19 protein-coding genes and 1 pseudogene are annotated in these 19,876 nt (G+C 71.4%); 16 read left to right on the plus strand and 4 right to left on the minus strand.

Features of this window, described 5'->3' with window-relative positions:
• The first annotated feature begins 213 nt into the window (after positions 1-213).
• Both ACYUD3_RS00675 and ACYUD3_RS00680 read left to right on the plus strand, forming a co-directional pair.
• On the plus strand, positions 214-1,341 hold the full coding sequence (locus ACYUD3_RS00675; protein ID WP_470961724.1) for a ferrochelatase: 1,128 nt from the start codon (positions 214-216) through the stop codon (positions 1,339-1,341).
• Positions 1,342-1,349: 8 nt separating this feature from the next.
• Entirely contained in the window at positions 1,350-2,162 is an 813-nt protein-coding gene (locus ACYUD3_RS00680; protein WP_470961728.1) for an inositol monophosphatase family protein, read from the plus strand.
• 91 nt (positions 2,163-2,253) lie between these two features.
• Here ACYUD3_RS00680 and ACYUD3_RS00685 read toward each other — a convergent pair whose 3' ends face one another.
• On the minus strand, positions 2,254-2,418 hold the full coding sequence (locus ACYUD3_RS00685) for a hypothetical protein (protein WP_470961731.1): 165 nt from the start codon (positions 2,416-2,418) through the stop codon (positions 2,254-2,256).
• 416 nt (positions 2,419-2,834) lie between these two features.
• On the opposite strand from ACYUD3_RS00685, the gene ACYUD3_RS00690 reads away from it, so the two are divergent.
• The 4 genes from ACYUD3_RS00690 to ACYUD3_RS00705 all read left to right on the plus strand — a co-directional run bounded on the left by ACYUD3_RS00690 (position 2,835) and on the right by ACYUD3_RS00705 (position 6,399).
• Positions 2,835-3,488 carry a response regulator transcription factor gene (locus tag ACYUD3_RS00690; RefSeq protein ID WP_470961734.1) on the plus strand — a complete coding sequence of 218 codons (654 nt, stop codon included), beginning with the start codon at positions 2,835-2,837 and terminating at the stop codon, positions 3,486-3,488.
• A gap of 6 nt (positions 3,489-3,494) precedes the next feature.
• The gene (locus ACYUD3_RS00695; protein ID WP_470961737.1) at positions 3,495-4,745 is read left to right on the plus strand and encodes a sensor histidine kinase; all 1,251 of its coding nucleotides are present in this window, start codon (positions 3,495-3,497) and stop codon (positions 4,743-4,745) included.
• 396 nt (positions 4,746-5,141) lie between these two features.
• A complete protein-coding gene (locus ACYUD3_RS00700; protein ID WP_003993510.1) occupies positions 5,142-5,438 on the plus strand; it encodes a DUF4193 domain-containing protein in 297 nt (98 codons plus the stop codon).
• Positions 5,439-5,451: 13 nt separating this feature from the next.
• Entirely contained in the window at positions 5,452-6,399 is a 948-nt protein-coding gene (locus tag ACYUD3_RS00705; protein ID WP_470961741.1) for a hypothetical protein, read from the plus strand.
• 176 nt (positions 6,400-6,575) lie between these two features.
• Here the strand turns inward: ACYUD3_RS00705 and ACYUD3_RS00710 are convergent, their stop codons facing one another.
• Positions 6,576-7,043, minus strand: a complete 468-nt coding sequence (locus ACYUD3_RS00710; RefSeq protein ID WP_470961744.1) for a DUF3093 domain-containing protein — start codon at positions 7,041-7,043, stop codon at positions 6,576-6,578.
• A 58-nt stretch (positions 7,044-7,101) separates the two neighbouring features.
• On the opposite strand from ACYUD3_RS00710, the pseudogene ACYUD3_RS00715 reads away from it, so the two are divergent.
• The 8 genes and pseudogenes from ACYUD3_RS00715 to ACYUD3_RS00750 form a co-directional block, all read left to right on the plus strand.
• Positions 7,102-7,188: pseudogene (locus ACYUD3_RS00715) on the plus strand (PaaI family thioesterase); the annotation flags it as partial.
• A gap of 53 nt (positions 7,189-7,241) precedes the next feature.
• Positions 7,242-7,793 (plus strand): dUTP diphosphatase, encoded by a 552-nt coding sequence (gene dut, locus ACYUD3_RS00720; RefSeq protein ID WP_470961748.1) that lies wholly within the window; start codon positions 7,242-7,244, stop codon positions 7,791-7,793.
• 1 nt (position 7,794) lies between these two features.
• A complete protein-coding gene (locus tag ACYUD3_RS00725; RefSeq protein ID WP_470961751.1) occupies positions 7,795-8,562 on the plus strand; it encodes a DUF3710 domain-containing protein in 768 nt (255 codons plus the stop codon).
• 314 nt (positions 8,563-8,876) lie between these two features.
• Positions 8,877-9,581 (plus strand): ABC transporter ATP-binding protein, encoded by a 705-nt coding sequence (locus ACYUD3_RS00730; protein WP_470961754.1) that lies wholly within the window; start codon positions 8,877-8,879, stop codon positions 9,579-9,581.
• Positions 9,582-10,013: 432 nt separating this feature from the next.
• On the plus strand, positions 10,014-12,578 hold the full coding sequence (locus ACYUD3_RS00735) for a sensor histidine kinase (protein WP_470961757.1): 2,565 nt from the start codon (positions 10,014-10,016) through the stop codon (positions 12,576-12,578).
• Positions 12,575-13,291, plus strand: a complete 717-nt coding sequence (locus tag ACYUD3_RS00740; protein WP_470961759.1) for a response regulator — start codon at positions 12,575-12,577, stop codon at positions 13,289-13,291. The genes ACYUD3_RS00735 and ACYUD3_RS00740 overlap by 4 nt, the downstream gene beginning before the upstream one ends.
• 74 nt (positions 13,292-13,365) lie before the next feature.
• Positions 13,366-13,764, plus strand: coding sequence for an OB-fold nucleic acid binding domain-containing protein (locus ACYUD3_RS00745; RefSeq protein ID WP_470961762.1), 399 nt, complete (start codon positions 13,366-13,368; stop codon positions 13,762-13,764).
• A 3-nt stretch (positions 13,765-13,767) separates the two neighbouring features.
• Positions 13,768-14,490 (plus strand): DUF3159 domain-containing protein, encoded by a 723-nt coding sequence (locus ACYUD3_RS00750; protein ID WP_470961765.1) that lies wholly within the window; start codon positions 13,768-13,770, stop codon positions 14,488-14,490.
• A 59-nt stretch (positions 14,491-14,549) separates the two neighbouring features.
• Here the strand turns inward: ACYUD3_RS00750 and ACYUD3_RS00755 are convergent, their stop codons facing one another.
• Together ACYUD3_RS00755 and ACYUD3_RS00760 are read right to left on the minus strand one after the other, a co-directional pair.
• Positions 14,550-15,227, minus strand: coding sequence for a potassium channel family protein (locus ACYUD3_RS00755; protein ID WP_470961768.1), 678 nt, complete (start codon positions 15,225-15,227; stop codon positions 14,550-14,552).
• Positions 15,224-15,895 (minus strand): potassium channel family protein, encoded by a 672-nt coding sequence (locus tag ACYUD3_RS00760; RefSeq protein WP_470961771.1) that lies wholly within the window; start codon positions 15,893-15,895, stop codon positions 15,224-15,226. Before ACYUD3_RS00760 ends, ACYUD3_RS00755 begins: the two co-directional genes overlap by 4 nt.
• Before the next feature lie 338 nt (positions 15,896-16,233).
• Here ACYUD3_RS00760 and ACYUD3_RS00765 point away from each other — a divergent pair, with 338 nt between their 5' ends.
• Positions 16,234-18,294 carry an APC family permease gene (locus ACYUD3_RS00765; RefSeq protein ID WP_470961774.1) on the plus strand — a complete coding sequence of 687 codons (2,061 nt, stop codon included), beginning with the start codon at positions 16,234-16,236 and terminating at the stop codon, positions 18,292-18,294.
• A 177-nt stretch (positions 18,295-18,471) separates the two neighbouring features.
• Positions 18,472-19,857, plus strand: a complete 1,386-nt coding sequence (locus ACYUD3_RS00770) for a class I SAM-dependent RNA methyltransferase (protein WP_470961777.1) — start codon at positions 18,472-18,474, stop codon at positions 19,855-19,857.
• The last annotated feature ends 19 nt before the right edge of the window (positions 19,858-19,876 follow it).

Raw genomic sequence — 19,876 nt, forward strand, 5'->3', positions numbered from 1 at the left:
GGGTCCTGACGGCGCCGTGCGGTCTCCGGACGGCCCCACGGGGAGGGTCGTACGAAGATCGTAAGGTGCGATTGGGGCCTATACAGCTTACGAGCCGGTTCACCCGGACGCACCCCTGTTCCTTGTCGCGGAAACCCCGTCCTCCAAGCGCGGGAACCTTCCCGGACACCCCGCCGTTTCCCGGGTGTCAGTGGCGGGTGGCAGGATCGAGACATGCCAGACGCGCTCGATGCCACCCCCTACGACGCCCTGCTCCTGCTGTCCTTCGGCGGCCCCGAAGGACCGGACGACGTGGTCCCGTTCCTGGAGAACGTGACGCGTGGGCGAGGCATCCCCACCGAACGCCTCAAGGAAGTCGGGCAGCACTACTTCCTCTTCGGCGGGGTCAGCCCCATCAACGACCAGAACCGCGCCCTCCTGGACGCCCTGCGCAAGGACTTCGCCGAGCACGGCGTGGACCTGCCGATCTACTGGGGCAACCGCAACTGGGCCCCGTACCTGACGGACACCCTGCGCGAGATGACCGCCGACGGCCGCCGCCGCGTCCTCGTCCTCGCCACCAGCGCCTACGCCTCCTACTCCGGCTGCCGCCAGTACCGCGAGAACCTCGCCGAGTCGCTGGCCGCCCTGGAGGCCGAGGGCCTGGACCTCCCCCGAGTCGACAAGCTGCGGCACTACTTCAACCACCCGGGCTTCCTGGAGCCGATGGTCGACGGCGTCCTGGAATCGCTCGCCGAACTCCCCGAGGACGTCCGCGCGGGCGCCCACATCGCCTTCTCGACCCACTCCATCCCGACCGCCTCCGCCGACACCTCGGGCCCCGTCGAGGACCACGGCGAGGGCGGCGCGTACGTCGAGCAGCACCTGGAGGTCGCGCAGCTGATCGCCGACGCGGTCCGCGAGCGCACCGGCGACGACCACCCCTGGCAGCTCGTCTACCAGTCCCGCTCCGGCGCCCCGCACATCCCCTGGCTGGAACCGGACATCTGCGACCACCTGGAGGAGCTCCACGCGGCGGACGCCCCCGCGGTCGTCATCGCCCCCATCGGGTTCGTCTCGGACCACATGGAGGTCCTGTACGACCTCGACACCGAGGCCAAGGCCAAGGCCGAGGAGCTGGGCCTGCCGATGCGCCGCTCGGCGACCGTCGGCGCCGACCCGCGCTTCGCCGCCGGCGTCCGCGACCTCGTCCTGGAGCGCGCCGCCGCCGAACGCGGCCAGGAGGTCACCCCCTGCGTCCTCGGCGGCCTCGGCGCGAGCGCGAACCTCTGTCCGGTCGGCTGCTGCCCCGCCCGCGCCCCCAAGCCGGCCGCCGCGGGCGCCGACAGCCCCTACGCGTGAGGAACCCCATGACCGACCTGTACGACGACCTGCTCCGGATCGCCCAGGAGGCCGCCTCGCGCGCGGGCGCGCTGCTGCGCGACGGCCGCCCGGCCGACCTCGCCGTCGCCCACACCAAGTCGAGCCCCATCGACGTGGTCACGGAGATGGACATCGCCGCCGAGAAGCTGATCACCGGCCTGATAACCGAGCAGCGCCCGCACGACGGACTGCTCGGCGAGGAGGGCGCCTCCGACGCGGGCACCAGCGGGGTGCGCTGGATCATCGACCCCCTGGACGGCACGGTGAACTACCTCTACGGGCTGCCGAGCTGGGCCGTGTCCATCGCGGCCGAGCAGGACGGCGAGACCGTCGTCGGCGTCGTCCACGCACCGCTGCGCGGCGAGACCTACCAGGCCGTGCGCGGCCGGGGCGCCTGGGTCACCGGTGCCGGGGGGAGCGAGCGGCCCCTGGCCGTCCGTCCCGCGCCGCCCCTGGCGCAGGCGCTGGTCTCGACCGGGTTCGGCTACCTCGCCGAGCGCAAGGCCGCCCAGGCCGCCGTCGCGGCCCGGGTGATCCCCCTCGTGCGCGACATCCGGCGGGGCGGCTCGGCCGCGATCGACCTGTGCGACGTCGCCGCGGGCCGCCTCGACGGCTACTACGAGCGCGGTCTGAACCCCTGGGACTACGCGGCGGGCGACCTCATCGCCCGGGAAGCGGGCGCCCTGACCGGTGGACGGCCCTCTGAGCGCCTTTCGGGCGAGCTGGCGATCGCCGCCGCCCCGGGCGTCTTCGAGCCCCTCCAGGGCCTCCTGGAGGACTTCGGCGCCTGGCACGACTGAGCGCGGCAGGACCGCACGACGACACGAGGGTGCCCCCGGCGCTGGACCCGCCGGGGGCACCCTCATCTCTTCGGCTCACCGTCCTCGCCGGCTACGCGCCGATCTGCACGCCGTGCTCCGCCGCCAGGCGGCGCAGGTCGTCGAGTTCCGCCTGCTCGACCTCGGCGAGGTAGTCGTCGCCCTCGTCGCGCGCGCGGGTCAGGTCGGACTCGGTCGTCCTTATGCGCTGGAGCAGTACTGAGGTGAAAGCGTCCATGCTGCGCCCCCTCGTCCTGGGTCGTGGGTCGATGGCACGGGGGTGTGCCCTTCGGGGGGCGATCACGTCTGCGACAGATGCCCGGCGCACCACCCACCGGGCGGCGACGGTGCCAGGCACCCACGCGCGCGCTCCGGCGAGACCAACAGCGGCACCGTGCCGCATGGTGGTACGGCACGAGCAGAGCGTGATCGCGGGGTGTAATGCGTCCTCCCCCCGCTCCCGTCCGGGGAAACCTCGCCCGGACGAGAAAATCCGGCGTTCGCGGGCCCCACACCTCCGCTTCATCCCGCTCTCACCCGTCTTACAGCCGACTTATGGCCGAAAAGGGCAGGATGGAGCCCACATACCATCGAGCCCCCGCCCCCGGCGCGCTCACCGAAGCGGTCGCGGGCGGACACAGGAAGGACAGCGACGTGCGCGTACTCGTCGTCGAGGACGAGCAGCTGCTCGCCGATGCGGTGGCCACCGGACTGCGCCGGGAGGCCATGGCCGTCGACGTCGTGTACGACGGCGCCGCGGCCCTCGAACGCATCGGCGTCAACGACTACGACGTGGTCGTCCTCGACCGCGACCTCCCGCTCGTCCACGGGGACGACGTCTGCCGCAAGATCGTCGAACTCGGCATGCCCACGCGCGTGTTGATGCTCACGGCCGCCGGGGACGTCAGCGACCGCGTCGAGGGCCTGGAGATCGGCGCCGACGACTACCTGCCCAAGCCCTTCGCCTTCAGCGAGCTCATCGCGCGCGTGCGGGCCCTGGGACGGCGTACGAGCGTGCCGCTGCCGCCCGTCCTGGAGCGCGCCGGGATCAAGCTCGACCCCAACCGCCGCGAGGTCTTCCGCGACGGCCGTGAGGTGCAGCTGGCGCCCAAGGAGTTCGCCGTCCTGGAGGTGCTGATGCGCTCCGAGGGCGCCGTGGTCTCCGCGGAGCAGCTCCTGGAGAAGGCCTGGGACGAGAACACCGACCCGTTCACCAACGTCGTCCGCGTCACCGTGATGACCCTGCGCCGCAAACTGGGCGAGCCGCCCGTCATCGTCACCGTCCCCGGCTCCGGCTACCGGATCTGATCCACCGTGGCCTCGACCCCCGCGCCCCCTCAGGCGCCCCCGAAGCCCACCTGGGACCCCCGGCGCCCCGAGGTGCCCTTCCCCTGGCTGCGCCCGACCATCCGCATACGGCTCACCCTGCTGTACGGCGGCATGTTCCTGATCGCCGGCATCCTGCTGCTGTCGATCATCTACCTGCTGGCCGCCCAGGCGATCAACACGGGCAACCGCCCGCCGTTCAAGATCGTCGGCGGGGACCAGATCAACGTCTCCAGCGCGTACTGCCCGGCCATCAACAACGCCTCGGGGCTGTCCCTGTCGACGTTCAACACGGCGATCAGCGACTGCATCGACCACCGCCGCCAGGCCGCCCTGGACAACCTCCTCAGCCGCTCCCTGCTGGCCCTGCTCGGCCTCGCGGTGATCGCGTTCGCCTTCGGGTACGCGATGGCCGGCCGGGTGCTCACCCCGCTCGGGCGGATCACCCGCACCGCGCGCGCGGTGGCCGGCTCGGACCTGTCCCGCCGTATCGAGCTGGACGGCCCGGACGACGAGCTGAAGGAGCTCGCCGACACCCTCGACGACATGCTGGAGCGCCTCCAGAGGGCGTTCACGGCCCAGCAGCGCTTCGTCGGCAACGCCTCGCACGAGCTGCGCACCCCGCTGGCGATCAACCGGACGCTGCTGGAGGTGCACCTCTCGGACCCGAACGCGCCCGTGGAGCTCCAGCAGCTCGGCAAGACGCTGCTGGCGACCAACGAGCGCAGCGAGCAGCTCGTGGAGGGCCTGCTGCTGCTCGCCCGCAGCGACAACCAGATCGTGGAGCGCAAACCGGTCGACCTCGCGGAGGTCGCCGGGCAGGCGATCGACCAGGCGCACGCCGAGGCGGAGGCCAAGGGCGTCGAGATCCGCGGCGAGCGGGTCAGTGCCGTCGTCCAGGGCAACGGCGTGCTGCTGGAGCGGATCGCGCTGAACCTGGTGCAGAACGCGGTGCGCTACAACGTGCCCGAGGACGGCTGGGTCGAGGTCACCACCGAGGTGCAGCACGGGCAGGCGGTGCTGGTGGTGTCCAACACCGGTCCCGTGGTTCCCGCGTACGAGATCGACAACCTCTTCGAGCCGTTCCGGCGGCTGCGCACGGAGCGCACCGGCAGCGACAAGGGGGTGGGGCTCGGGCTGTCGATCGTACGATCGGTGGCGCGGGCCCACGGCGGGCATGTCACGGCCCAGCCGCGTGAGGGAGGGGGCCTGGTGATGCGGTTTACCCTGCCGCTCTGAGATCATGATCGCGACACACGCGGGAGTGTTCGCTTCGCGCGGAATTTTCGGGGCCCCGGCTCCGCTCCCGTGTGTGTGATCGATCACAAAGGCGAATTTCCGGCCATCTACCTACTGTGATCATGCCGACCGCTGTATGGCCCGGAAAATCCGGGTTTTCAGGGGTCCTGATCACGGGAAGTACAGGGTGGGACGCCTTTGGAGTGCGACATTCGGACCGTGTACGGTCCCGATCGCCATCCAACCCGATCACCCGTGAGGAGTCCGGTTGGGTGTCGATTGAGTAACAGACCTTGATGTGAGGCAAAATCTCCGCCTCGAGGCGGGCACAAGTCCGGCCTCTCACGCGTTACGTGCGCTGGAGACACCGCATTCACCCAGAGGGGGAGAGGCGAAATGGCAACCGATTACGACACCCCACGCAAGACCGACGACGACGTCGACTCCGACAGTCTCGAAGAGCTGAAGGCCCGGCGTAACGACAAGTCGGCGTCAGCCGTCGATGTCGACGAGTTCGAGGCCGCAGAAGGCCTGGAGCTGCCCGGGGCCGATCTCTCGAACGAGGAGTTGGCCGTCCGGGTGCTGCCGAAGCAGCAGGACGAGTTCACGTGCATGAGCTGCTTCCTGGTGCATCACCGCAGCCAGCTGGCCCGAGAGAAGAACGGCCAGCCGATCTGCCGCGACTGCGACTGAGGCGGGGTCGGCCGTGACTGGCTCGACCCCACCTCGGAAGCGCCGTCTCCTGCCGAGGAGGGCAAGAGAGGCGGACAACGGGCCCTACGGCGGCCCGCACGGCGTGCGTGACGACGAGCGAGGCTCCTCCGGCACGGGAGCGGTCCCTGAGGGACCGGCCTCGCTCGGACCCGCGGGCGACGGGAGCGATCTCCCGGCGCCGGCACAGAACACCGCGGCCGTCGCCCGGCGGCGGTCCGCGGTGATCGGTACGAGGGCCCGGCAGTTCGCGCGAGGAGGCGTCCGCAAGGGCGCCGACCGGGCCAGGGCGGGCCTCGGGTACCTCGCCGACCGGATCATCGACAACGCCCCCAGAATCCCCGTACGCGACCTCAGGACGCTTCGCGCGCAGTTCCCCGGGCTCGGACCCGAGGAACTCGCCGACAAGCTCGTGGCGGGCGCCTCGAAGGCCACCGCGACCGTCGGGGCGGGCGTCGGGGCGGCCGCCATGCTGCCCGTGCCGCCCGCGATGCCCACGGAGCTCGCGGCGGAGATCACCGGCGTCGCCGCGATCGAGCTCAAGCTGATCGCGGAACTCCACGAGGTCTACGGGCTGCGGCCCCCTGGCGGCCTCAAGGACCGCAGTACGGCCTATCTGCGCTCATGGTCGGGCGAGCGCGGCGTCGACGTGATGAAGCCGTCCTCGGTGAACTCCGCGCTCGGCGGTCAGATGAAACGCGAACTGCGCCAGCAGATCATGAAACGCATGGTGCGGGATCTGCCCAACCTGATCCCCTTCATGGTGGGCGCCGCCGTCGGTGCCGTCATGAACCGGCGTGACACCAGAAAAATCGCCGCGAAGATCCGCGCGGACCTCCGCAAGCACCAGATCCCCTGGGACGCGCTGCCTTCTCTCCCGCCCCTGGAACATCCCAAGGACCCGCTCGCGATCGGCGACGGAACGAAAGAAACAGGGCACTGAGAGGTCGTACTGCGAAACCGCTGCTTCGGGAATGCGCACAACGTGCACGGAACGCGGTGCCTTAAGGGCGACGTTTTCGGACAGATTTGAACGCCGCCCTTTACCGTACGGAAGTTTTTGTACGGAACGGGGGAAAGCTTTGCCGCCGCCCCTGCTCGGGCCTCAGCGGCTTCCGCTCAGGCCTCGGCGGCTTCCCGGGCCTCCTTGAGGGCCTGGGCCAGCCGCTCCGGCTCACGCGTCGACAGGTACAGGTACGGCGTCGGGTCGTCCGGGTCCGTGACCATCACGCGCAACGCGCGCGGGACGTACGCCCGCAGCATCAGGAACGCGCGCGTGTCCGCCTTGTACGTACGCCACGCACGCGCCTCCTCCGGGTCCAGCACCTCGGCCTCGCCGAGCGCCGTCACCGGGATCTTCGCGTCCCCCGCGACGAGGAAACCGCCCACCACGCGCAGGCGCGGGGAGCCGTACGCGCTCACGACCACCGATGCGACCGCCGTACCGCCGGCGAGACCGCCCAGCAGCGGCAGGGTGCCGAACGGCAGCATCACCAGGGCGGTCGAGACGCCGATCAGGAAGGCCATGAACCACCAGGAGCGCGGGGCGGTGAGACGTTCTTCGTACGGGGTCGCGGAGAGCTGCATGGGGCCAAGCTTGGCACGGTGTCCTGGATGTGCGGACGCGCGGGTAAGGTCTGCGGCTGTGAGTGGTACTTCCGCAGCTCCTCAGCCTCCGGCGGACGCCGGGACACCGGTGCGGCACCCCGATGCGCCCGCACCCGCTGCGCCGGCCCGGAACGACCCCGCCCAGATCATGCGCGCCCGCGCCTTCGAGGTGAACCCGTGAGCCGTCAACCCCTGGACGTGCTGATCAAGCGCGTCCACCCCGGCGTACCGCTGCCGCAGTACGCGCAGCCCGGTGACGCCGGGGCCGATCTGCGGACCACCGAGAGCTGCGAACTCCAGCCCGGCGAGCGGGCCGTGCTGCCCACCGGGGTGTCCATCGCCCTCCCCGAGGGGTACGCGGCCTTCGTGCACCCCCGCTCCGGCCTCGCGGCCCGCTGTGGCATCGCCCTCGTGAATGCCCCCGGGACGGTTGATGCCGGGTACCGTGGGGAGATCAAGGTGATCGTGGTGAATCTCGATCCGCGCGAGGCGGTGCGGTTCGAGCGCTTCGACCGGATTGCCCAACTGGTCGTCCAGCAGGTCGAGAGGGTCCGCTTCCAGGAGGTCGCGGAACTTCCCGGGTCGGCTCGGGGCGAGGGGGGCTTCGGGTCCACCGGCGGACATGCCGCCGTGGCGGGCCCGGACAGCACAAGCGGTGACGCCGCCGAGGGCGGCACAACGGGTGGGAATCGATACGCTTCGGTCGTATCCGACCGGGAAGGACAGTGACGTGTTCGGACGTCGCAAGAAGAAGGGTGCCGCCGAGGACGCGGCCGGCGAGGCCGAGCAGGTCGTCGACAGTGTCGACACTGAGGCGGACGACGAAGGCGGCCCGCGCGAGCGCGTGAGGCTCGAACCCGAGCCGCGCCCCGACGGCCCCTGGGACAGCACCGAGGTGGGCGACCCCGCAGAGGGCCGCGTCGACCTGGGCGGACTCTTCGTGCCCGGCGTCGACGGCATGGAACTGCGGGTCGAGGTCGCGGGCGACGCGATCGTCGCGGCGACCGTCGTGCTGCGCGACAGCGCCATCCAGCTCCAGGCCTTCGCCGCCCCCAAGCGCGAGGGCATCTGGGGCGAGGTCCGCGAGGAGATCGGCTCCGGGATCACTCAGCAGGGCGGCATCATCGACGAGGTCGAGGGGCCGCTGGGCTGGGAGCTGCGGGCACAGGTGCCCGTGCAGCTGCCGGACGGCACGAGCGGGTTCCACGTCGTGCGCTTCGTCGGCGTCGACGGGCCGCGCTGGTTCCTGCGGGGCGTCATCTCCGGGCAGGGCGCGGTGCAGCCGCAGGCCGCCGGGCTGCTGGAGCAGATCTTCCGGGACACGGTCGTCGTCCGCGGCGAGGGTCCCATGGCGCCCCGCGACCCGATCGTCCTGAAGCTGCCCAACGACGCCCAGATGGTGCCGGAGGGGGTTCAGCAGCAGGAGGCGGAGGGCTCGCGGTTCTCCGGCGGCATGGGCCAGTTGCAGCGGGGGCCGGAGATCACCGAGGTGCGCTGAGAGGTTTCGGCCGCGTGGGTTTTCGAGGACCGCGTCCCGGTGGGGCGCGGTCCTTCGCCGTTTCCGCGGGGGTTGTGTGAGGGGCCGCGGCAGGGTTCGTGCGGGCGCCGCGGCGGGGGTTCGTGCCGGTGGCGGTGGGGATGCTGAAAAAAATCCGCGAAGTGTGAACCGGGGCGGGGGGCTCGTGCGATGAGGCTGGTGTAGGGCCTTTCGGGGCGGGAAGCGAGCAGCAGGCGGAGCGTCGAGGGCTCCGCACCGGTCGCCGGTACGGGCGGCGGGTGCGGGGGTACGCGGGGAGAAAAAGGGGAGGGCGCATGAGCGGAACTGCCGAGGTGACGATCACCGAGACGATGGTGCGCGTCGAAGAGGTCCACAAGTCGTACGGGCACGGGGCCGCGGCCGTGCACGCCCTGCGCGGCGTCTCGTTCGAGATCCCGCGCGGGGAACTGGTCGCCCTGAAGGGGCGCTCGGGTTCGGGGAAGACCACGCTGCTGAACATCGTGGGCGGGCTCGACACCCCCGACCGGGGGCAGGTCGTCGTCGACGGCCTCGAGCTGGCGGGGCTGGCCGAGGAGGGGCTGCTCGGGCTGCGCCGGGACCGCATCGGCTTCGTCTTCCAGTCCTTCGGCCTGATCCCGATCCTCACGGCGGCGGAGAACGTGGGCGTCCCGATGCGGCTGCGGCGCACCGACCCCGGCGAGCGCGAGGAGCGGGTCCGTCTCCTGCTCTCCCTGGTCGGCCTCGCCGACCACGCCGACCGGCGCCCCGGCGAACTCTCCGGCGGCCAGCAGCAGCGCGTCGCCCTCGCCCGCGCCCTCGCCAACAGCCCCTCCCTCCTCATCGCCGACGAGCCCACCGGCCGGCTCGACGCGGAGACGGGACACGCGGTGATGCGGCTCCTGAAGGCGGTGGTCCGCAGCGAGAACGTGACGGCGCTGGTCGCCACACATGACGCGACACTGCTGGACCTGGCGGACCGGGTGCTGGAGCTGGGGGACGGGGGGATACGGGAGGCGTGAGGGGGGCTCCGCCGGGAGGAGGGGGAGTCGGATCTCGGGCGGGGAGGGGGCCGGAGTTCGGGGCTGGGGCCGGAGGGTCTGGCCAGGGGTCGGCCGGCTGGGCTGAGCGGTGGTCCGGTCGAGCTGAGCGGGGCTGGGTCGGGCTGAGCGGCGGTCGGGTCGGGCTGAGCGGGGCTGGGGCCGGCTGAGTAGCGGTCGGGTCGGGCCGAGTGGGATTGGGTCGGTGAGCCCGTGAGCCCGTGAGCCCGTGAGTTCGTGGCTGGTGAGTCCGTGGCTGGTGAGCTGGAGGTTCTGGAGTGAGGCCCCCCGGGGCCGGAGTGTCAGGGGTGTGTCAAAGGTGGGGGAGGTGTTCGGATCTTGTCCGGTTTGTCCGGGGTGGGGGTCGTAGGGTCGTCGATGGGTGGGTTGGAGCCGGCGGAAGACAATGGGGCTATGGGACGCGGGAAGCTTCGGATCTATCTGGGGGCGGCGCCTGGAGTCGGGAAGACGTACAACATGCTTTCCGAGGCGCATCGGCGGATCGAGCGGGGGACGGACTGTGTGGTGGCGTTCGTCGAGCATCATGGGCGACCGCGTACCGAGGTGATGCTGCACGGGCTGGAGCAGGTGGAGCGGCGGGCCCTGGAGTACCGGGGGGCCGGGTTCGAGGAGATGGACGTCGACGCCGTGCTGCGGCGGGCGCCCGCCGTCGCTCTGGTGGACGAACTGGCCCACACCAATGTGCCGGGGTCGCGCAATCCCAAGCGGTGGCAGGACGTGGAGGAGCTGCTGGCGGCCGGGATCGACGTGGTGTCGACCGTCAACATCCAGCATCTGGAGTCCCTGGGCGACGTCGTCGAGTCGATCACCGGGGTGCGCCAGCGGGAGACGGTCCCGGACGAGTTCGTCCGGCGGGCCGATCAGATCGAGCTGGTCGACATGTCCCCGGAGGCGCTGCGGCGGCGGATGGCGCACGGGAACATCTACCGCTCGGAGAAGGTCGACGCGGCGCTGTCGAACTACTTCCGGCCGGGGAACCTCACGGCGCTGCGGGAGCTGGCGCTGCTGTGGGTGGCGGACCGGGTCGACGAGTATCTGAACCGGTACCGCAGCGAGCATCAGGTCTCGGCGATCTGGGGCTCGCGGGAGCGGATCGTCGTCGGGCTCACCGGCGGTCCCGAGGGGCGGACGCTGATCCGGCGGGCGGCGCGGCTCGCGGAGAAGGGGGCCGGCGGCGAGGTGCTGGCGGTGTACATCTCCCGCAGCGACGGCCTGACCTCGGCCTCCCCGAAGGAGCTGGCCGTGCAGCGCACGCTGGTGGAGGACCTGGGCGGCACCTTCCACCACGTCGTGGGGGACGACATCCCGGTGGCGCTGCTGGACTTCGCGCGGGGGGCGAACGCGACGCAGATCGTGCTGGGCTCCTCGCGGCGCAAGGCGTGGCAGTACGTGCTCGGGCCCGGTGTCGGGGCGACCGTCGCCCGGGAGTCGGGGCCCGACCTGGACGTGCACATCGTCAATCACGAGGAGGCCGCCAAGGGCCGGGGGCTGCCCGTCGCGCGCGGGGCGCGGCTCGGGCGGGCGCGGGTCGTGGCGGGCTGGCTCGTCGGGGTCGGCGGCCCGGTGCTCCTCGCGCTGCTGCTGAACAGCGTGCCGCTGGGGCTCGCCAACGACATGCTGCTCTTCCTGGCGCTGACGGTCGCGGCGGCGCTGCTCGGCGGGCTGCTGCCGGCGCTGGCCTCGGCGGCGCTCGGCTCGCTGCTGCTGAACTACTACTACACCCCGCCGCTGCACCGGTTCACGATCGCGGACCCCAAGAACATCGTCGCCATCGTGATCTTCGTCGGGGTCGGCGTGGCCGTCGCCTCCGTCGTGGACCTCGCGGCCCGGCGTACGCATCAGGCGGCGCGGCTGCGGGCGGAGTCGGAGATCCTGTCGTTCCTCGCGGGGAGCGTGCTGCGCGGCGAGACCGGTCTGGAGGAGCTGCTGGAGCGGGTCCGCGAGACGTTCGGGATGGAGTCGGCGGCGCTGCTGGAGCGGGCGGGTGACGCCGAGCCGTGGACCAGCGCGGGCCGGGTCGGGCTCGGGCGGGCGGCGGAGCGGCCGGAGGAGGCCGACGTCGACGTGCCGGTCGGGGACCATATGGCGCTGGCGCTGACCGGGCGGGTGCTGCCGGCCGAGGACCGGCGGGTGCTGGCCGCGTTCGCCGCGCAGGCGGCCGTCGTCCTGGACCGCAGACGCCTCCAGGAGGAGGCCGACCGGTCGCGCGCCCTCGCCGAGGGCAACCGCATCCGTACGGCGCTGCTGGCCGCCGTCAGCCATGATCTGCGCACCCCCCTCGCCGGGATCAAGGCGGCCGTGTCCTCCCTGCGCTCGGACGACGTGGAGTGGTCCGAGGAGGACCGGGCGGAGCTGCTGGAGGGGATCGAGGAGGGCGCGGACCGGCTGGACCACCTCGTGGGCAACCTCCTCGACATGTCCCGGCTCCAGACCGGGACGGTCACGCCGATCATCCGGGAGACCGACCTCGACGAGGTCGTGCCGATGGCGCTCGGCGGGGTGCCGGAGGACAGCGTCGAGCTCGACGTCCCCGAGACGCTGCCGATGGTCTCCGTGGACGCCGGGCTGCTGGAGCGGGCGGTGGCCAACCTGGTGGAGAACGCCGTCAAGTACAGCCCCGGTGGCCAGACCGTCCTGGTGGCCGCGAGCGCCCTGTCGGACCGGGTCGAGGTGCGCGTCGTCGACCGGGGGCCCGGTGTGCCCGACGCGGCCAAGGAGCGCATCTTCGCCCCCTTCCAGCGCTACGGCGACGCCCCGCGCGGGGCGGGCGTGGGGCTCGGGCTCGCCGTGGCCCGCGGCTTCGCCGAGTCGATGGGCGGCACGCTGACCGCCGAGGACACTCCTGGCGGGGGGCTCACGATGGTGCTCACGCTGCGGGCGGCGGTGGGCGCCCCGCCCACCCCCGGCGCCCCCGGTGTCGTATCCGAAGAACGTCCGTCCGAAAGGCAGGCCTCATGATGAGCATGGCCGGGGGGAGTCCCCAGAGCCCCACTAGGGTGCTCGTGGTCGATGACGAGCCGCAGATCGTGCGGGCTCTGGTGATCAACCTCAAGGCGCGCAGGTACGAGGTCGACGCGGCGCACGACGGAGCGAGCGCGCTTCAGCTGGCGGCGGCGCGGCATCCCGATGTGGTGGTGCTGGATCTGGGGCTGCCGGACATGGACGGCGTCGAGGTGATCAAGGGGCTGCGGGGGTGGACGCGGGTGCCGATCCTGGTGCTGTCCGCGCGGCACTCCTCGGACGAGAAGGTGCAGGCGCTGGACGCCGGGGCCGACGACTACGTCACCAAGCCGTTCGGGATGGACGAGCTGCTGGCGCGGCTGCGGGCGGCCGTGCGGCGGGCCGAGCCGGCCGGGGGCGGGGAGGACGAGGTGCTGGTGGAGACCGAGGAGTTCACCGTCGACCTCGCCGCGAAGAAGGTGCACCGGGGCGGGCGGGACGTACGGCTCACGCCGACCGAGTGGCATCTGCTGGAGGTGCTGGTGCGGCACACCGGGCGGCTGGTCAGCCAGAAACAGCTGCTCCAGGAGGTGTGGGGGCCGTCGTACGGGACGGAGACCAACTATCTGCGGGTGTACATGGCCCAGCTGCGGCGGAAGCTGGAGGCCGACCCCTCGCATCCGAAGCACTTCATCACCGAGCCGGGCATGGGATATCGGTTCGAGAGGTGATGGGAGGTGGGAGGGGCGGGGGCGGTGTGGGCGCGGGTTCGGGGGTGTCGGTGGGGGCCGGTACGCTTTCCGGTATGAGTGCCGTACCGCGTTCCGAGAAGCCGGTGGGCCGGCTTCGGCGGATGTTCGACCGGCTCTCCTCGTCGCAGGAGGACCTGGAGTCCGAGGAACTGCGGGAGGACGCCGAGACCGCCGGCTGCACGCGCATCGGCGACTGCCACGACCGCCAGATCGTGACGGTTACTGGTACCTTGCGCACGGTCACGCTGCGCCCGCGGGCCGGAGTGCCGGCGCTGGAGGCGGAACTGTTCGACGGGTCCGCCGCGTTGGACGTGGTGTGGCTGGGGCGGCGCTCCATCGTCGGTATAGAACCGGGACGCAGGCTCATCGCGTCCGGGCGGGTCTCGATGAGCCGGGGCCGCCGTGTGCTGTTCAACCCCAAGTACGAACTGAGACCCCTTGGTAGGGAGTAGCCGGTGACGTCGCTCGACAAGCCGACCGAAGACACTCAGCAGGATGCCCGGGCGGTGACGGAGGCCGCGCTGTTCGAGGCGTTCGGCGGCGTCCGGGGCATGGTCGAGACGGTGCTGCCCGGCCTGCTGTTCGTCACGATCTATACGGTCAACCAGGATCTGCACTGGTCGGCCATCGCCGCGCTGGCGGTCTCGCTGGTGCTGGTCGCCGTGCGGCTGGTGCGGCGGGACACCGTCAAGCACGCGTTCAGCGGGGTCTTCGGGGTCGCCTTCGGTGTCGTCTTCGCGATGATGACCGGCAACGCCAAGGACTTCTATCTGCCGGGGATGCTGTACACGCTGGGGCTCGCGCTCGCGTACATCGTCACGACGCTGTGCGGGGTGCCGCTGATCGGGCTGATGCTCGGGCCGGTGTTCAAGGAGAACCTGTCCTGGCGGACGCGTAATCCCGGGCGCAAGAAGGCCTATTCCAAGGCGAGTTGGGCCTGGGGGCTGATTCTGCTGGGCAAGTGCGCGATCCTGTTCCCGCTGTACTGGTGGGCCAACACCGCCCAGCTGGGGTGGGTGCTGATCGCGCTGAAGATTCCGCCGTTCCTGCTCGCCGTCTGGCTGACCTGGGTGTTCCTCGCGAAGGCGCCCGCGCCGATCGACGTGTTCGCCGAGATGGAGGCCGAGGAGCGGGCGGAGGAGGAGCGCAAGGCCGCCCGGGCCGCCGCGGAGGGCTAGCCCCTACCGACCCGCATACCGAGAGGGCGCCCCATGCAGCATGGGGCGCCCTTCGCCGATCACGCGTCCGTGTCCTCCCGGCGCACCGACAGCAGATCCTCCAGCTGCTCCTCCCGCGCCTGCGCCGCCACGAACAGCAGCTCGTCGCCCGCCTCCAGGGAGTCGTCCGGGGTCGGGGTCAGGACGCGGGTGCCGCGGATGATCGTCACCAAGGACGTGTCCTCGGGCCATTCCACGTCGCCGACCTGCGTGCCGGCCAGGGCCGACTCCTCGGGGAGGGTCAGCTCCACCAGGTTCGCGTCGCCGTGGCTGAAGCGCAGCAGGCGGACCAGGTCGCCCACCGACACCGCTTCCTCCACCAGCGCCGACATCAGGCGCGGTGTCGAGACGGCCACGTCCACGCCCCAGGACTCGTTGAAGAGCCACTCGTTCTTGGGGTTGTTGACGCGGGCGACGACCCGGGGGACGCCGTACTCCGTCTTCGCGAGCAGGGAGACGACCAGGTTGACCTTGTCGTCGCCGGTCGCGGCGATGACGACGTTGCAGCGCTGGAGCGCCGCCTCGTCCAGGGACGTGATCTCGCAGGCGTCGGCCAGGAGCCACTCCGCCTGGGGGACCCGTTCGACCGAGATGGCGGTCGGGGCCTTGTCCACGAGGAGGACCTCATGGCCGTTCTCCAGCAGCTCGCCCGCGATCGAGCGGCCCACTGCGCCGGCGCCGGCGATGGCGACCCTCATCGGTGACCGCCTTCCTGCGGGCCCTCGGCGAACGCCGCCTCGACCTTCTCGACCTCGTCGGTGCGCATCATCACATGCACGAGGTCGCCCTCCTGGAGGACCGTCTGGGACGTCGGCAGGATCGCCTCGCCCAGCCGGGTGAGGAACGCCACACGGACGCCCGTCTCCTCCTGCAACGTACTGATCTTGTGGCCGATCCAGGACGGTGAGGTGTGCACCTCGGCGAGCTGGACGCCGCCGGTGGGATCGCGCCACAGCGGCTCGGCGCCGGACGGCAGCAGCCTGCGCAGCATCTGGTCGGCGGTCCAGCGGACCGTGGCGACCGTGGGGATGCCCAGGCGCTGGTAGACCTCGGCGCGCCGGGGGTCGTAGATCCGCGCCGCGACGTTCTCGATGCCGAACATCTCGCGGGCCACCCGGGCCGCGATGATGTTGGAGTTGTCACCGCTGGAGACGGCGGCGAAGGCGCCGGCCTCCTCGATGCCCGCCTCGCGCAGCGTGTCCTGGTCGAAGCCGACGCCGGTGACCCGGCGACCGCCGAAGGAGGAGCCGAGGCGCCGGAAGGCGGTCGGGTCCTGGTCGATCACCGCGACGGTGTGCCCCTGCTGCTCCAGGGTCTGCGCGAGGGCGGAGCCCACCCGGCCGCAGCCCATGATGACGATGTGCATGGCGTTACACCACCACGCTTTCCGCAGGCCCTCTGACCTGCGTCGATGTCGTGCTCATGTTCCTCTCTCGGCTCACTGGGCGGGGGCGTCGCGGCTGGTCGCCCTCCGGATCGCGGCTGGTCGCCCTCCGGATCACGGCTGGTTCCAACCGTCGCGAAGTAGACCATCATGCCCGCCGGGCACCCCATCATGCCGGTCGGTGCCCGCCTTGCCGTTGTCCGGGAGCCGAGACGCGCCTCACTTCTTTCAACGCGGCGCACGGCCCGTGAGTGCCCGTTCGGCGAGAAGCGGTACCGCAGGTGGCCGGGCGCCAGTTCGAAGGCATACGATTCCCTGTTGTGTCCAAACTGACCGACGTGCCCAAACGCATCCTGATCGGGCGCGCTCTGCGTAGTGACCGGCTCGGAGAAACGCTCCTGCCGAAGCGCATCGCCCTCCCCGTCTTCGCGTCCGACCCGCTGTCCTCCGTGGCCTACGCGCCGGGGGAGGTGCTGCTGGTCCTGTCCATCGCGGGCGTGTCGGCGTACCACTTCTCGCCCTGGATCGCGCTCGCGGTGGTCGTGCTCATGTTCACCGTGGTGGCCTCCTACCGCCAGAACGTGCACGCCTACCCCAGCGGCGGCGGCGACTACGAGGTGGCGACCACCAACCTCGGCCCCAAGGCCGGGCTGACCGTCGCGAGCGCGCTGCTCGTCGACTACGTCCTCACCGTCGCCGTCTCGATCTCCTCCGGCATCGAGAACCTCGGCTCCGCGGTCCCCTTCGTCGTCGAGCACAAGACGGCGTGCGCGGTCGCCGTCATCGTGCTGCTGACCTTGATGAACCTGCGCGGTGTGAAGGAGTCCGGGAAGCTCTTCGCGATCCCGACGTACGTCTTCGTCGCCGGCGTCTTCATCATGATCGTGTGGGGCGCGTTCCGGGGTCTGGTGCTCGGGGACGACATGCGGGCGCCGACGGCCGGCTTCACGATCAGAGCCGAGCACCAGGGGCTGGCCGGCTTCGCGCTGGTCTTCCTGCTGCTGCGGGCGTTCTCCTCCGGCTGCGCGGCGCTGACCGGCGTCGAGGCGATCTCCAACGGCGTGCCCGCCTTCCGCAAGCCGAAGTCGAAGAACGCCGCGACGACCCTCCTCGCGATGGGCCTGCTGGCCGTGACGATGTTCTGCGGGATCATCGTCCTGGCCCTGGTCACGGACGTGCGGATGGCCGAGAACCCGGCGACGGACCTGCTGAGGAACGGGGTCGGGATCGGGTCCGGATATGTCCAGAACCCGGTCATCACCCAGGTCGCCGAGGCCGTCTTCGGCAAGGGCAGCTTCCTGTTCGTCGTCCTCGCGGCGGCCACCGCGCTGGTGCTGTTCCTCGCGGCGAACACCGCCTACAACGGCTTCCCCGTCCTCGGCTCGATCCTGGCCCAGGACCGCTATCTGCCGCGCCAGCTGCACACCCGCGGCGACCGGCTCGCCTTCTCCAACGGCATCGTCCTGCTCGCGGGCGCGGCGACCTTCCTGGTGTGGATCTACGGCGCCGACTCCACGCGGCTGATCCAGCTGTACATCGTCGGCGTGTTCGTCTCCTTCACGCTCAGCCAGACCGGCATGGTCCGGCACTGGAACCGCCACCTCGCGACCGAGACCGACCCCGCCAAGCGGCGGCACATGGTCCGCTCCCGCGCGATCAACGCGTTCGGCGCGTTCTTCACCGGGCTCGTCCTGGTCGTCGTACTCGTCACCAAGTTCACCCACGGCGCCTGGGTCGCGCTGCTCGGGATGGTCATCTTCTTCGCGACGATGACCGCGATCCGGCGGCACTACGACGGGGTCGCCGAGGAGCTGACGGCGACCGAGGAGGCGGGGGACGACATCGTGCGGCCCTCGCGGGTGCACTCCGTGCTGCTGATCTCGAAGATCCACCGGCCGACCCTGCGGGCGCTGGCCTTCGCCAAGCTGATGCGGTCCGACAGCCTCGAGGCGCTCACCGTCAACGTCGACCCGGCCGAGACCAAGCTGCTGCGCGAGGAGTGGGAGCGGCGCGGGATCGACGTACCGCTGAAGGTCCTCGACTCGCCCTACCGGGAGGTCACCCGGCCGGTCATCGAGTACGTCAAGAGCCTGCGCCGGGAATCGCCGCGCGACGCGGTGTCGGTGATCATCCCGGAGTACGTGGTCGGGCACTGGTACGAGCACCTGCTGCACAACCAGAGCGCGCTGCGGCTGAAGGGGCGGCTGCTGTTCACGCCCGGTGTGATGGTCACGTCGGTGCCGTATCAGCTCCAGTCCTCGGAGGCGGCGAAGCGGCGGGCCCGGCGACGGCAGGAGTGGTCCGCGCCGGGGTCGGTGCGGCGGGGGCCGATCGCGGAGAGGGAGTCCCGGGAGCCTCGGGAGGAGGGGGCGGGGAAGTAGCGGGCGGTTCTTGCCTACGACGGTCCCGGCGGCCGGGGTCCCTCACAGGGCCTAGACTGGACGGCTGTCGTCCCGTGAGCGTGTCGTACGGCGGCTGCCCGGTGTGCGCGGCTCTGTCGGCCGCCGCCGGGACCCGTGAGACCGTTCCCCACCTTTCCCGTCTGGAGTCACCCCGCCATGCAGGCAGAACCGAAGAAACCGCAGGCGGGGGAGGCCCTTACGGAGGCCCTCACCGAGGCCCTCACGGAGGCTCCCGCGGACTCTCTCGTGGGGCGGGAGTTCGAGGTCGAGGTGGGGCCGGTCGCGCACGGCGGGCACTGCGTCGCGCGGACCGAGGACGGGCAGGTGCTGTTCGTGCGGCACGCGCTGCCCGGTGAGCGGGTCGTCGCGCGGGTGACCGAGGACGGGGCGCGGTTCCTGCGCGCCGACGCCGTCGAGGTGCTGACGGCGTCCAAGGACCGGGTCGCGGCGCCCTGCCCCTACGCCGGGCCCGGCAAGTGCGGCGGCTGCGACTGGCAGCACGCCAAGCCGGGGGCGCAGCGGCGGCTCAAGGGCGAGGTGATCGCCGAGCAGCTGAAGCGGCTCGCCGGGCTCACGCCCGAGGAGGCCGGCTGGGACGGCACGGTCATGCCGGCCGACGGCGACAAGCTGCCCGCCGGGGAGGTGCCGCAGTGGCGTACGCGCGTCCAGTACGCGGTCGACGCCGACGGGCGCGTGGGGCTGCGCCGGCACCGCTCGCACGAGGTCGAGGTCGTCGACCACTGCATGATCGCGGCGCCCGGGGTCAGTGAGCTGGGGGTCGAGAAGCGGGACTGGGCCGGGATGGCGTCCATCGAGGCGATCGCGGCGACCGGTTCGCAGGACCGGCAGGTCATCCTCACGCCCCGGCCGGGGGCGCGGCTGCCGATCGTCGAGCTGGACAAGCCGGTGTCCGTGATGCGGGTCGAGGAGAAGGACGGCGGCGTCCACCGCGTCCACGGGCGGCCGTTCGTGCGGGAGCGCGCCGACGGGCGTACGCACCGGGTCGGCAGCGGCGGGTTCTGGCAGGTGCACCCTCAGGCCGCGGACACGCTGGTCACGGCCGTCATGCAGGGGCTGCTGCCGCGCAAGGGGGAGATGGCGCTCGATCTGTACTGCGGGGTCGGGCTGTTCGCGGGGGCGCTCGCGGACCGGCTCGGGGAGAAGGGGGCCGTGCTCGGGATCGAGTCCGGGAAGCGGGCCGTCGAGGACGCGCGGCACAATCTCGCCGAGTTTCCGCGGGTGCGGGTGGAGCAGGGGAAGGTCGAGGCGGTGCTGCCGCGGACCGGGATCACCGAGGTCGACCTGATCGTCCTCGATCCGCCGCGGGCGGGGGCGGGACGGGGGACCGTCGCGCAGCTGGCGGCCCTCGGGGCGCGGCGGATCGCCTATGTGGCTTGCGATCCGGCGGCTCTGGCCCGGGATCTGGGGTATTTCCGGGAGGGGGGGTATCGGGTGCGGTCGCTTCGGGCGTTCGATCTGTTTCCGATGACTCATCATGTGGAGTGTGTGGCGGTGCTTGAGCCTGCTTCCAAGGGGGCTTGAACGTTGGGGAGTTGGGGGC

The sequence above is a fragment of the Streptomyces sp. AMJ-169 genome, from assembly GCF_055597585.1.

What these genes read in the sequence shown, in the direction of transcription:
- ACYUD3_RS00675 (WP_470961724.1), top strand. Translation starts at nt 214, where the DNA reads ATGCCAGACGCGCTCGATGCCACCCCCTACGACGCCCTGCTCCTGCTG.
- ACYUD3_RS00680 (WP_470961728.1), top strand. Translation starts at nt 1,350, where the DNA reads ATGACCGACCTGTACGACGACCTGCTCCGGATCGCCCAGGAGGCCGCC.
- ACYUD3_RS00685 (WP_470961731.1), bottom strand. Translation starts at nt 2,418, where the DNA reads ATGGACGCTTTCACCTCAGTACTGCTCCAGCGCATAAGGACGACCGAG.
- ACYUD3_RS00700 (WP_003993510.1), top strand. Translation starts at nt 5,142, where the DNA reads ATGGCAACCGATTACGACACCCCACGCAAGACCGACGACGACGTCGAC.
- ACYUD3_RS00710 (WP_470961744.1), bottom strand. Translation starts at nt 7,043, where the DNA reads ATGCAGCTCTCCGCGACCCCGTACGAAGAACGTCTCACCGCCCCGCGC.
- ACYUD3_RS00730 (WP_470961754.1), top strand. Translation starts at nt 8,877, where the DNA reads ATGAGCGGAACTGCCGAGGTGACGATCACCGAGACGATGGTGCGCGTC.
- ACYUD3_RS00735 (WP_470961757.1), top strand. Translation starts at nt 10,014, where the DNA reads ATGGGACGCGGGAAGCTTCGGATCTATCTGGGGGCGGCGCCTGGAGTC.
- ACYUD3_RS00740 (WP_470961759.1), top strand. Translation starts at nt 12,575, where the DNA reads ATGATGAGCATGGCCGGGGGGAGTCCCCAGAGCCCCACTAGGGTGCTC.
- ACYUD3_RS00745 (WP_470961762.1), top strand. Translation starts at nt 13,366, where the DNA reads ATGAGTGCCGTACCGCGTTCCGAGAAGCCGGTGGGCCGGCTTCGGCGG.
- ACYUD3_RS00755 (WP_470961768.1), bottom strand. Translation starts at nt 15,227, where the DNA reads ATGAGGGTCGCCATCGCCGGCGCCGGCGCAGTGGGCCGCTCGATCGCG.
- ACYUD3_RS00760 (WP_470961771.1), bottom strand. Translation starts at nt 15,895, where the DNA reads ATGCACATCGTCATCATGGGCTGCGGCCGGGTGGGCTCCGCCCTCGCG.
- ACYUD3_RS00770 (WP_470961777.1), top strand. Translation starts at nt 18,472, where the DNA reads ATGCAGGCAGAACCGAAGAAACCGCAGGCGGGGGAGGCCCTTACGGAG.